The following is an 11,996-nucleotide window of genomic DNA, read 5'->3' as shown; positions in this document are numbered from 1 at the left end:
CGTGCCGCTATGGTTCTTTGCGGGCGAGCGCAGTGGACTCAGACGGCTTTTACCGAGGAGGGCCAATGTATGTCTTCCCCATCTTCGAGCGCGAAGGCTCAATATGGCAGGAGCGTTTTGAGGGAGGAGCGACGGGGGTGAATGCGCTTTTTCGTAGCGTCAAGCGCCAGGTGCCGATCAGCACAAGACAGGAAGGCGATGTCAAGGACAAGCCCGACGAAAAGAGGTACGAGGAGCGGGAGGATGGATTGGGGTGGATGTGTGAGCAGAATTGGCAGGGAATTGGAATGGGTGTCGAGATGCGATTCTATGAGCGGACTCTATCTCAATGGACTGCCATCCTTGATGAGACGTACCCCCAGAGGGATTTGAAGAAGGCTTGGGAAGTCATCGGAAAGAACACCTGGATGGCTTACGTTGCCACGCTTCAGCCTCCACAACTAAATATGATTGGTGGTCCCTACAAAATCTATGTAACACCCGTGGCCGACAGCGGTTTCACGATTGCGATCTCCATGAGGGCCAACCAGGAGTCAATCAAGAACCCTGAGGCTTTCCAAGCGATGGATGTGCTGTTTCATCGTTTGCTGGAGTCTGTGAAGGTAGAGCCCTGGACGGACCTCGCCGCATCTGAAGTGGAGACGACGAGATTGCAGGCGATGGAGATCCTCAAGCAGGACTGCTTCAAACATTACAAGAACAAGCCCAGGCAGGCACCGACCTGGTGTCAGCCTTATTTCAGGACTGAGTGAGGGAGGATGTCGGGATGATTCTGCACCATAGTTGTTTGCGCTCTTCTTGCCTGCTGGTGTTGCTGTTGGCGGCTGGAGGCTGTGCCAGCCCGCAGGGTTTCTATTCGCTGACCGCATACGATGGCGAGGGCAAGCCCATCAATCCGGGGCGTTCCTTCATGGCCCAGGGGCGTGCTGTCTATTCGGCCATCAATGGCACCTGTCTGGCTTACCCCGGTGCGCGCGTGGTGGTGATCGACAAGGAAACCGGCCGGGAGGCGACGGATCTCAGTCCTCATCAGTGCAGGAAGTAATTGCGGGGGGAGGCCCGCCCAGGTATTTCGGCAGGCATGCGCGTTTGATGTCTGAGCGTTCGACTCTCAGGCACCCACCCAGCCAAAGTTCCCGCCGCTCACGGTGACAAGCGCGAGCGCGTCCAGCCTCCATTGCCGTCCTGCTCATAGACGATCCGGTCATGCAGCCTGGATGCGCGGCCTTGCCAGAATTCCCAGCGGTCGGGGATCAGGCGGTAGCCGCCCCAGTGGGGGGGGCGGGGGGGGTTGAGGCCGAACTTGAGGCCGTATTCGGCGGCCTTGGCGACGATGGTGCCGCGGCCGGGGATGGGTTCGCTCTGGTTGGAGGCCCAGGCGCCGATGCGGCTGGTCAGGGGGCGGCTGGCGAAGTAGGTGTCGGATTCGGCGTCGGAGACCTTTTCCACCTTGCCTTCGATGCGCACGACCCGTTCGAGCTCGACCCAGTGGAACTGCAGGGCGGCGAAGGGGTGGTCGGCCAGTTCGCGGCCCTTGCGGCTGCGGTAGTTGGTGTACCAGACGACGCCGCGTTCGTCGTAGTCCTTGATCAGCACGATGCGGGTGGATGGCCGGCCGTCGGGGCCGACGGTGGCGAGGGTCATGGCGTTGGGTTCGGGGACTTCGGCGGAGAGGGCTTCGTTCAGCCAGTGGCCGAACTGGGCGAAGGGGTCGGAGGCCACGTCGTCCACGTCGAGGCTGCCCCGTTCGTAGGATTTGCGCAGGTCGGCGAGCTTGGTCTTGTCGTTCATGGGGGTGTCCTTAGGGGGTGCTGTCCAGCGTGCGGGCGGCCACGCCGAGGTCGCGCCACTTTTCGGGGTGGCAGGTGAACAGCAGGATCTGGTGGCGCCCGGCGGCGTCGAAGAGGACCCGCTTCATCTGGGCGAGGCGGGTTTCGTCGCTATGCACGAGGGCGTCGTCGAGGACCAGCAAAGTGGGGCGGCCGGCTTCGCGCAGGAGGTCGGCATAGGCCAGACGGGTGATCACGCCCATCTGTTCGCGGGCGCCGAAGCTGAGGGCTTCCAGGTTGCCGGTTTCGTCGCCCTGGGGGCCTGGCCGGGTCAGAGGGCCGGGGCCGAGGTTCTCGTCGATGTCCAGGCGGGCGCGGGGGAAGAGTAGCTGGAGATAGCGGGCCAGGTGCTTTTGCAGGGGGGCCTGCAGGCGCTGGGTGAGGGCCTGGCGGTGGCTGCGCAGCAGGGTCAGCAGGTGATCCAGGGCAGCGGCGCGGCGGGCCAGTTCGGCGCTGCGCCGGCGGGCCTGGGCGAGGTCGCGGTCGATCTCGGCGCGGCGTTCGTCCAGGCCCCGGGCGCCAGCGGCCTCGAGCTCGACCTCGAGCCGGTAGATCTCGGTGGCCCGCTCCCGGTGGCGGGCTTCGGCGGCCCCGGCGCTGCTGCGGTAGCGCTCCACGTCCTGGCGCAGGATGTCCGGATGGGCTTCGGCGATCTGCTGCTCCAGGGCGGCGACCCGTCGGGACAGGGTGTCCTGTTCGGCGCGGGCGTCGGTCAGCTCGGCGTTGGCGGCGCCGAGGCGCTGGCCGCGCGCCGGATCATCCAGGCGGGCCTGGGCGCTGGCCTGCTCCTGGGTGGCGGCGGCGAAGGCGGCGCGGGCGCTGCTTTCGGCAAGGCGGGCGGTGGCGAGCTGGCTGTCGAGGATGGCCAGGGCCTGGCGTGCAGCCTCTTCTTCGGCTTCGGCGGTGGCTACCGCGGGTGGCGGCTGCTCCGGCGGTGGGGCGAGGGCGGCCAGCGAGGTTTCGGCCTCGGCGGCACCGGTGGTTCTTTGGGCGTGTTCCAGGCGCAGGGCGTCGAGCCCCTTGGGGGCGAGGGCCTTGAATCCGGTTTCTGCGCTGCGCAGGTCGGCCTCCAGCTGCCGGCGGGCTTCGGCCCGGGTCTCGGCCTCTTCGGGGCTGTTCAGGCCAAGGCGCTGGAGCAGCGCGCTGCGCTGGTCCTCGAGTTCGTCGGCGGCCCGTTGCAGTTCGGCCAGGCCGGTGCCGCCGGGGGTGATCTCCAGGCGGCCGAGGCCGGGCAGGTCGATCTGGCTGTGGTCGAAGAGGTGGCGCTCGCCACGGCCTTCCAGGCCCTGGCCGTCGAGTGTCAGGCGCACGCCGGCGTCCAGCGTGTAGCCCAGGCGGGTGGCGGAGGCTTCGCGGCGGATGCGGTTCTCGGTGAGCTGGCTTCCCAGCTCGCGCAGGGTCTTCAGCTCGCTGTCCTTGATGGCGCCGGCGGCGGCCTGCTGGCGGAGGGCCTGCAGGATGGCGTGGGCGGCTTCGGCCTGGGTCAGCGCGGCGCCGGCCGCTTCGGCCTGGCGGCGCTGCTCGTCACGGCTGCGGACCAGGTTGCGCCGGGTGTCCTCCTGGCGGGCCAGGCGCAGGGCGTGGCGGGCGCTGTCGTAGCGCCGGGCGGCCTCGTCGTGGCGGGGTTGCCAGTGGGTCAGGGCCGCGGCGGCTTCGTCCAGGGTGTGCTGGGCGGCGGCCGTGGCGGCGCGACGGGTGGCCAGCTCCTTCTCTTCGCGTTCGAAGGCGTCGAGGTGGCTGCGCAGCAGGCGCAGGCGCTCTTCGCCTCGGGCCTGCTGCTGGCGGGTGCCGGCGAGCTCCCGTTCGACGCCCTGCAGCGCCTCGAGCCGGGCGCGGGCGTCGGCTTCCTGTGCGCGGAAGGCCACCCAGGTCTGCTCGGTGCCTTCACGGGTGTGCTCCTGGCGCAGGCGGGCGAGGCGGTCCACCTTCTGGCTGTACTGGGCGATGTCCTGGTCCAGGCTGGCCAGCTCGTCTTCCAGGGCCTTCTCCTGCTCGCGGGCCGCCGCGTAGTCGCCGCGGGGTTTGCCGCCGGCGGCGGTGAGGAGTTCGTTGCGGCGGGCCTCGACGTTGGCCAGCAGGTCGTCACCGCCGCTGGCGGCTACCTCGCCGAGGGAGGTGTTGAGGGCCCGGCGCAGGTGGTCGGTGGCGTGGGCGACCGGCTCGCGGATCTCCTGGGCGCTGCCCTGGCTGATCCACAGCAGGCCGGGGATGCCCCAGTGCTCGGCCTTGCTGGCGCCCTTGCCGGCGTGCTGGAAGCCGAGCAGCTCGGCCAGCCGGTCTTCGGCGTCGGTGCCGTCGAGTTGCTGGCCGTTCCATTGCAGTTCGCAGCGTTTCTTGTGCAGGAAGCTCTTGGTGAGGCGGTAGTCGTGGCCGCCCAGCTCGAAGTCCAGCTCCACCGTCGGCGCGGCGGCGCTGTCGCCCCAGGGGCGCAGGTCGTCCACCGCGCTGGAGCGGTAGCGCTCGAAGAAGGCGGCGCGCAGGGCGGCGACCAGGGTGCTCTTGCCGGCTTCGTTGGGGCCGGTGAACAGGTTGAGGCCGGGCGTCAGGCCGTCGATCTGGAAGGGCTGGCGGAAGCGGCGGAACTGTTCGAGGCGCAGGCGCTTGAGCTTCATCGGGTGTCGCTTCCGCGCTGTTCGTCGAGCAGGCTGGCGAGCAGGGCCAGCGCATCGCGGGCGACGCCGGCGGCGGCCGCGTCGTTGCCTTCCTGGCCCTGGCGCAGTGTGTCGATGACTTCGCCGAGGTAGCCGTCGGCCTGCAGCGCAGCGATGTCCTCGTCGGTGGGGGCGAGGCGCAGGGCGGAGAGGTCGGCGGCGAGGCTGCGGACACGCCCCCCGGTGGTGCCAATGGCCTGCTGGATGCGGCGGTGCCCGGCCAGATCGGTGTGGCCGGTAACGCTCAGCTGGATCACGTCCAGGGCCCCGAAACCGGCCAGTTCGTCCACCAGCCGGTCGGTGTCGCTGCCCACCAGGAGCTCGCTCGTGCGGTCGTGCCAGCGGTAGCGCCCGGTGGCGACGGGGGTGACGCGCGGCAAGGCTCCAGGGCCGTCGATCTCGACCAGCAGGGCGTTGCCGGAGTCGTTGCCCTTGAAGTTGTCGGTCTCGGGGGTGCCGGCGTACCAGCAGCGTTCATCCACCTGGCGGGTGCCGTGCCAGTCGCCGAGGGCCAGGTAGTCCAGGCGGGCCTGGGTGGCACGGCCGGCAGCGATGGGGTTGGTGGAGTCGATGCCGTCGGCCAGCAGGCCCTGCACGCTGCCGTGGGCCAGGCCGATGCGCGGCAGGCCGGCCGGGGTGTCGGTGGCGGCGAAGCCCTCGGTGAGGTCGGTGTAGGTGATGCGCTGGGTCAGCGGTGCGGGCAGGATGGCCAGCGGCGGGCTGGCCAGCAGCACGGGCCCCGGGCTCAGGCAGACCGTCACATTGGCCGGGATGGCCTGCAGGCGGGCCGCGCGGGTCCACACGGATTCGGCCAGGCCGGCATCGTGGTTGCCGGGGATCATCACCCAGGGGCCGCGGTAGCCGGCCAGGGCGTTGAAGAGGCGGCGCACGGTTTTTTCGGCAATGCCCTGGGCATCGAAGACGTCGCCGGCCACCAGCACCAGGTCCACCTGTTCCTCGGTGGCCAGGCGGGCGAGGCCTTCGACGGTGGCGATGCGGGCTTCGGCCAGGGCGCTGGCGTCATCGGCGTCGAACTGGCCGAACAGCTTGCCGATCTGCCAGTCGGCGGTGTGCAGGAGCTTGATCACGGGCATCGGGTGGGGTGGGCAAGCCCCGGATTGTGGCACGGGGCGGGCCGCGTCATGTCATGTATGGCGCAGGGTGAGTGCCTCGAACTCGCCCGCCGGCACTGCCCGGGAAAACAGGTAGCCCTGGGCGTAGTCGCAGCCGATCTGGCACAGCAGGTCCCGTTGCTCCGCGGTCTCGACGCCCTCGGCGACCACCTTCAGGCCGAGCTTGTGGGCCATCACCACGATGGCCTCGCAGAGGGCGAAGTCGGCGCCGTCGGGGCTCAGGTTGCGGGTGAAGGACTGGTCGATCTTGAGCACGTCGATGTCGAACTTCTTGAGGTAGGACAGCGACGAGTAGCCGGTGCCGAAGTCGTCGATGGAGACGCCGATGCCGGCGTCGCGGAAGCACAGCAGGCTGTCGCGGATGCCCGGGGCGTTATCCATCAGCAGGCCCTCGGTGATCTCCACCACCAGGTTGGCGCCGGGGACGCCGGCTGTGCGCAGGGCGTCGATCCAGCGCTGGAAGGTCTGCGGGCCGGTGTTGAACTGGGCTGGCGACACATTCAGGCTGATCTGGATGTCGGGGCCGAGCAGGTTGCGCCACTGGCCGGTTTGTTTCACGACCTGGGCGAAGGCCCATTCGCCCAGGTCGTGGATGGTGCCGGTGTCTTCGGCGATCGGGATGAAGGTGGCCGGGCTGACGAAGCCGAGCTCCGGGTGCTTCCAGCGCATCAGGGCCTCGGCCTTGACGATGCGGTCGCTGGCCAGTTCGATGATGGGCTGGTAGTAGAGCTCGATCTGGCCGGCGTCGATGGCGCGGCGCAGCTCGCTGGCCAGGCGCACCCGCTCCTCGGCGCCTTCCTGCAGGGCCCGGGTGAAGAAGCGGAAGCAGGCCCGGCCGGCGTCCTTGGCCAGGTACATGGCGCGCTCGGCATGCTTGATCAGCTCGCTGATGCTGTTGCCGTCCTCCGGGTAGAGGGTGATGCCGATGCTGGCCGAGACGAAGTGCTCGTCGCGGTGCAGCTCGAAGGGGCGTGACAGGCGGTCGATGATGTCCTGGGCGATGCGGCCGATGTCGGTGCCATCCTGCAGCTCCGACAGGATCACCATGAACTCGTCGCCGCCCAGCCGGGCCACCGTGTCGTAGTCGCGCACGCACTGGCGGATGCGGCTGGCGGCCTCCACCAGCAGCAGGTCGCCGACTTCGTGGCCGCGGGTCTCGTTCACCTCCTTGAAGCGGTCGAGGTCGATGAACAGCAGGCCGATGGTGGTGCTGTCGCGCTGGGCCTTCTTGATCTCCCGCTCCAGGCGGTCATTGAACAGGCGCCGGTTGGGCAGGCTGGTGAGGTGGTCGTAGTTGGCCTGGGTCCAGATCAGGTTGTCGGCCTTCTTCTTCTCGGTGATGTCCGAAAACAGCACGACCCGGCGGTGCACCGCCCGGTCGTCGCGGAACACGGTGCTGACGGTGATCCAGGCGATGAAGGCATGGCCGTCCTTGCTCCGCCCGGCGATCTCGCCCTGCCAGCGGCCGGTCTGTTCCACGGCGGTCCACAGGGCCCGGTGGCTGTCCGGCTCGAGCTGGTCGGCCTGCAGCAGGCGTGCCGGCCGGCCGAAGGTGTCGTCCTGGGTGTAGCCGGTGATCTCGGTGAAGGCCGGGTTGATGGTGAGGACGCGGTTGTCTGCGTCGGTGATGATGACCGCCTCGGAGGTGTTGGCGAAGACGGTGGCGGCGAGGTCGCGCTGTTCTTCGGCCATGACCCGCTCGGTGACGTCCCGGTGGGTGCCGCGGGTGCCCAGGAAATGCCCGTGGGCGTCGATGACAGGCTGGCAGACGTGTTCGATCCAGCGCTCCGAGCCGTCCCGCGCGCGGATGCGGAAGGGCGGCAGGCGGTAGCCGCCGGGAGTGGCCTGGCGCTCGTCGTGGGCATCCCAGATCGGCAGGTCGTCCGGGTGGATGAGCTTGCGCATCAGGTCCGGGTCGCCGATGAAATCCACCGGGCCGTAGCCCGATACCTCCAGACAGGCCGGGGACAGGTAGAGATAGTCGCCACGGGGGTCGACCCAGTATTCCCAGTTGGGCGAGTACTCGGCCAGGATGCGGTACTTCTCCTTGCTCTCGGCGAGGGCCTCGTTGGCCTCGTGCAGGGAGGCCATGCGCTCGTCCACCAGGTCCTCGAGGGAGCGCTGCAGGCGGCTCAGGTCGAGGTGGGTGCGGATCCGGGCACGCACCTCGTCGATGTCGAAGGGTTTGGTGATGTAGTCGGCGGCGCCCACCGAAAAGCCCTGCACCTTGTCCACCACGCGGTCCACCACGGTCACGAAGATCACCGGGATGCGGCTGCCGTCGGGGGTGGCCTTGATGCGCCGGCAGACTTCGTAGCCGTCCATGTCCGGCATGATGATGTCGAGCAGCACCAGGTCGGGCGGATGGGGGCCGCTCACCACCTCCAGGGCGCGCGCGCCGTTGGAGGCCACCATGATCCGGTAGTCGTCCTGCAGCACCGCGGCCAGGCCGTGGATGTTGTCGGGGATGTCGTCCACCAGCAGCAGGGCCGGCTTCTCCTCCCGCCGCAGGGCGTCGATGCCCAGGCTGGCGGCGTGGTGGCGGCGCCGGTGCACGCGCAGCTCGAGCTGGTTGCGCACGCGCAGCAGCAGCAGCTCTGGGTTGATCGGCTTGGTGACGTAGTCGGCGGCGCCCAGGCGCAGGCCCACCGCCTCGTCGGCGGACTCGGACAGGGCGGTGACGAAGATCACCGGGATGTCCGCCGTGCCGGGGTCGGACTTGAGCCGGTGGAGCACCTCATAGCCATCCATGCCAGGCATGCGGATGTCCAGCAGGACCAGGTCGGGGGCCGGCAGGCGGCTGGCCAGCTCGAGGGCCTTGGGGCCGTTGGTGGCCACCACCACGGCGTAGTCGGCGCGCAGGATGCCGACCAGGATGTGCAGGTTCTCGCTGACGTCATCCACAACCAGGATGCGCGGCTTGGTCTTGTCCGGGAGGTGCAGGGAGAGGTCGCTCATGCTTGTCGGGCCAGTTGCGTGTGCAGTTCCTGGAGCAGGGTGAGGGCGTCGTCGATCTCGAAGAGGTCGATCTTCTCCGCCACCTTGCGGATGGAGGCTTCGTGTTCGCTGCCGAGGGTGCCGGCGCGCAACCCGGCGAGCACCGCCTGGGCTGCGCCGAGGTCGGTCTCGAGGAGCCTGGCCAGGCGGGAGACATGGGCTGCGGCGTCGGCGTTGCTCAGCCGGGGGGCTGCGCTGGAGGGTGCGACGGCTGCGTCCAGGCTGTCAATCGCTTCGAGCACCCGGTGCAGCAGGGTGTCCAGCTGCGCCAGGGTGGCGGCGTCGGGCCGGCGGTGCTGCTTGAGCGCCGCGTCGATCGAGGCGATGCAGGCGGACAGGGCATCCGCGCCGATGTTGCCGCACACCCCCTTGAGGGCATGGCAGTACTCCTCCGCCTGAGGCAGGGCATCCGTGTCGAGCAGGCCGCGCAGGTGTTGCGCGGTGTCGGCATAGCGGTTGCGGAAGCGCCGCAGCTGCTTGCGGTAGGCCTCCGCGTCGCCGCCGATGCGGCGCACCCCCTGGGCAGCGTCGAGCCCGTCGAGCCTTTGCAGGTCCTCCGGGAGGGCGGCCTGCGCGTGCCCGTCGCCGGCCGGGGCCTGCAGGGGGATGTGCAGCCAGCGCGACAGGGCGGCCTGCAGGCGCTCGGGGGATACCGGCTTGGTGATGTGGTCGTTCATGCCGGCTTCGAGGCTGCGCTGCTCGTCGTGGGCCATGGCGAGGGCCGTCATGGCGATGATGGGGACGTCGCGGAAGCGCTCGCCACCAGGCTGGGTGCCCAGGGCGCGGATCTGCCGGGTGGCTTCCAGGCCGTCCATCACCGGCATGTGGATGTCCATCAGCACCGCGTCGTAGGGGCGCGCCTGGAGCATGGTGAGGGCTTCCTGGCCGTTGCCGGCGCAGGCCACCTCGGTGTTCATGCGGGCCAGCAGCTCGGTGGCGAATTCCCGGTTGATGTCGTTGTCCTCGACCAGGAGCAGGCGCGCGCCACGCAGGTCGCACAGCCCGGCATGGGGCAGGCGCGGCGGGTTGTCCTCGAGGATGCGGCCGCGGCCGAGGGTGTTGAGCAGGGTGTCGAGCAGGGCCGAGGGAGACACCGGCTTGATCAGGATGCCACCGGCGCCGGCCTGGGCGGCGGCGCGCAGCACATCTTCGCGGCCATAGGCGGTGACCATGATGATGCGCGGCTTGGGGGCGATGGCCGGGTTGGCGTGGATGCGCCGGATCACCTCGTCGCCGTTCATCGGCGGCATGCGCCAGTCCATCAGCACGATGTCGAAGGGGGGGCCGTCGCCGGTCTGCAGCATGCCCATGGCGCTGGCGCCGTTGGAGGCGACCTCCACGTCGAGCTGGAAGAAGCGCAGCATCTCGGCAAGGATTTCGCGGGACACCTCGTTGTCGTCCACCACCAGCACGCGGATGCCCTGCAGCAGCGGGCCGGCCCGCTCCACCAGGCGGCCGCGCTGGCGGGCTTCGCGGGGGATCTGCAGGCGCACCGTGCAGCACACCGTGGTGCCCTTGCCGGGGTGGGAGTCCTCGATCCACAGGCGGCCGCCCATCAGCCCGGCCAGGTGCTTGCTGATGGCCAGGCCGAGGCCGGTGCCGCCGAAGCGGCGGGTGGTGGTCTGGTCGGCCTGGGTGAATTTCTGAAACAAGCGGTCCACCAGCTCCGGCTCCATGCCGATGCCGGTGTCGCGTACCGAGAAATGCAGCACCAGCTCGTCGTCGGTGGCGGAGAGGCAGCGGAAGGCCAGCTCCACCTCGCCCTTCTCGGTGAACTTGATGGCGTTGCTGCACAGGTTGAGCATCACCTGGCCGAGGCGCAGCGGGTCGCCCACCAGCACCGGCGGGATGGTCACGTCGTAGCGGATCAGGAACTCGATGCCCTTGTGCTCGGCCTGCAGGCCGATGCTGTCCTTGAGCTGCTCCAGCACCGTGTCGAGGCCGAACTCGATGGCCTCGATCTCCAGCTTGCCGGCCTCGATCTTGGAGAAGTCCAGGATGTCGTTGAGGATGCCGAGCAGGGCGTGGGCCGAGCCCTGGGCCTTGGACAGGTAGTTCTGCAGGCTGGGGGTGAGCTCGGCGTTGAGGGCCAGGTAGAGCATGCCGATGATGGCGTTCATCGGGGTGCGGATCTCGTGGCTCATGTTGGCCAGGAAGTCGGACTTCATCCGCGAGGCCTCCTCGGCCAGGGTCTTGGCCTTCAGCATCTCGTCCATGGCGTCGCGTTCGGCGGTGATGTCCTCGAGCACGCCGACCATGCCCCGCCGCGGGTTGGCCGGGTCGATCACCCGCCGCGACAGGCGCACCCAGAAGTGTTCGCCGTCGCCCCGGCGCACCTCCACGTCCTGGCACAGGGTCTCGCCGCGTGCCAGGCGGGCGGTGGACTCCGCGTCGTCGGCCAGGCCGGCGTCCGGATAGGCCAGCCACTGGCGGGCCGGGCGGCCCAGCTGGGCGCCGGGCGGGTAGCCGAAGAGCTCGTCGAGGCGCCGGTTGCCGTGCATGATCAGGCCGTCGCGCACCAGCACGATGCCGACACTGGCCGAATCGAAGAGGGCCTGCAGTTCGGCGGTACGTTCGCGGACCCGCTGCTCGAGGGCTTCGTTGACGGCCTTGAGCTGGGCCTCGTTGTCGGACAGGCGCTGGTTGGAGGTGAGCAGGGCGGCGTTGCCGTCCTCGATGGCATCGAGCATGCCGTTGAAGACGCCGACCAGGGTGCCGATCTCGTCGCGGCTCTCGAGGCGGGCGCGGACGCTGTAGTCCTTGCCCCGGGCAATCGTCTGCACGGTGCGGGTGAGGCGCTCGAGGGGGCCGGAGATGATGCGTTGCAGGCGGGTGGCCACCAGCAGGGCCAGCGCCGAGGTGACCAGGGCGATGCCGGCGGCGATCAGCAGGTAGTCCCGCCACAGGCGGTCCAGCTCGCGCAGGCTGGCGCGGATCAGCACGGTGCCGACGGTGCTGCCGTCCACCACCACCGGTTCGGTCAGGACCAGGTAGCCGTCGGCCATCTCGGCCCGGCTTTCGGCGCGGAGGCCGGCCGGGAAGGCGTAGGCGCGTTCCTCGCCGCTGTCGTAGCGGACGAAGACCTGGCCCGCGGCGTCGTACAGGCCGGCGGCGGTGACCGGCCGCTTGACCTTCAGGGCGCCGAGGGTTTCGGCCGCCATCTTGTCGTCGTTGAAGAGCAGGGCGGCGCCGCTCCGGTCGGCCACGATGCGGGCCAGCGACGAGAGGTCGCGCACCAGCTCGTCCTTGACCCGCATCCGCTCATAGACGATGAAGCCCACCGCCTCGATGAGCAGGGCGGCGAGGGTCGTGATGACGATGATCGCCACCAGCTTGGTCTTGATCTGCAGGCCGTCGAAGCGCTTGTGCATGGCCGCGGGTCCGGG

The 11,996-nt window shown here is 69.2% G+C and carries 7 protein-coding genes; 2 read left to right on the top strand and 5 right to left on the bottom strand.

Annotated features, from left to right (window positions below):
• The first annotated feature begins 65 nt into the window (after nt 1-65).
• Together HHL15_RS05165 and HHL15_RS05160 are read left to right on the top strand one after the other, a co-directional pair.
• The gene (locus HHL15_RS05165) at nt 66-752 is read left to right on the top strand and encodes a hypothetical protein (protein WP_169144766.1); all 687 of its coding nucleotides are present in this window, start codon (nt 66-68) and stop codon (nt 750-752) included.
• A gap of 14 nt (nt 753-766) precedes the next feature.
• Nucleotides 767-1,045, top strand: coding sequence for a hypothetical protein (locus HHL15_RS05160; RefSeq protein ID WP_169144765.1), 279 nt, complete (start codon nt 767-769; stop codon nt 1,043-1,045).
• A 98-nt stretch (nt 1,046-1,143) separates the two neighbouring features.
• On the opposite strand, the gene pdxH is transcribed toward HHL15_RS05160, so the two are convergent.
• The 5 genes from pdxH to HHL15_RS05135 are packed head-to-tail and all read right to left on the bottom strand — an operon-like array spanning nt 1,144 to nt 11,981.
• Nucleotides 1,144-1,791 (bottom strand): pyridoxamine 5'-phosphate oxidase, encoded by a 648-nt coding sequence (pdxH, locus tag HHL15_RS05155; RefSeq protein ID WP_169144764.1) that lies wholly within the window; start codon nt 1,789-1,791, stop codon nt 1,144-1,146.
• A 10-nt stretch (nt 1,792-1,801) separates the two neighbouring features.
• Nucleotides 1,802-4,441, bottom strand: coding sequence for an AAA family ATPase (locus tag HHL15_RS05150; RefSeq protein WP_169144763.1), 2,640 nt, complete (start codon nt 4,439-4,441; stop codon nt 1,802-1,804).
• Nucleotides 4,438-5,568, bottom strand: a complete 1,131-nt coding sequence (locus HHL15_RS05145; protein ID WP_169144762.1) for a metallophosphoesterase family protein — start codon at nt 5,566-5,568, stop codon at nt 4,438-4,440. The genes HHL15_RS05150 and HHL15_RS05145 overlap by 4 nt, the downstream gene beginning before the upstream one ends.
• A 57-nt stretch (nt 5,569-5,625) precedes the next feature.
• Nucleotides 5,626-8,571 (bottom strand): EAL domain-containing protein, encoded by a 2,946-nt coding sequence (locus tag HHL15_RS05140; RefSeq protein ID WP_169144761.1) that lies wholly within the window; start codon nt 8,569-8,571, stop codon nt 5,626-5,628.
• Nucleotides 8,568-11,981 (bottom strand): response regulator, encoded by a 3,414-nt coding sequence (locus HHL15_RS05135; protein ID WP_169144760.1) that lies wholly within the window; start codon nt 11,979-11,981, stop codon nt 8,568-8,570. The genes HHL15_RS05140 and HHL15_RS05135 overlap by 4 nt, the downstream gene beginning before the upstream one ends.
• Nucleotides 11,982-11,996 lie beyond the last annotated feature (15 nt).

Origin of the sequence: Zoogloea dura (assembly GCF_012927165.1) — a bacterium.
In the GTDB taxonomy this organism is placed as follows: Bacteria; Pseudomonadota; Gammaproteobacteria; order Burkholderiales; family Rhodocyclaceae; genus Zoogloea; species Zoogloea dura.
The sequence above is the reverse complement of the archived record's forward strand: the minus strand, read 5'-3'. Positions and strand labels throughout refer to the sequence as shown.

Bases quoted from the DNA above. Each gene is read 5' to 3' on its own strand.
- HHL15_RS05165 (WP_169144766.1), top strand. From the start codon at position 66: ATGTATGTCTTCCCCATCTTCGAGCGCGAAGGCTCAATATGGCAGGAG.
- HHL15_RS05160 (WP_169144765.1), top strand. From the start codon at position 767: ATGATTCTGCACCATAGTTGTTTGCGCTCTTCTTGCCTGCTGGTGTTG.
- pdxH (WP_169144764.1), bottom strand. From the start codon at position 1,791: ATGAACGACAAGACCAAGCTCGCCGACCTGCGCAAATCCTACGAACGG.
- HHL15_RS05150 (WP_169144763.1), bottom strand. From the start codon at position 4,441: ATGAAGCTCAAGCGCCTGCGCCTCGAACAGTTCCGCCGCTTCCGCCAG.
- HHL15_RS05140 (WP_169144761.1), bottom strand. From the start codon at position 8,571: ATGAGCGACCTCTCCCTGCACCTCCCGGACAAGACCAAGCCGCGCATC.
- HHL15_RS05135 (WP_169144760.1), bottom strand. From the start codon at position 11,981: ATGCACAAGCGCTTCGACGGCCTGCAGATCAAGACCAAGCTGGTGGCG.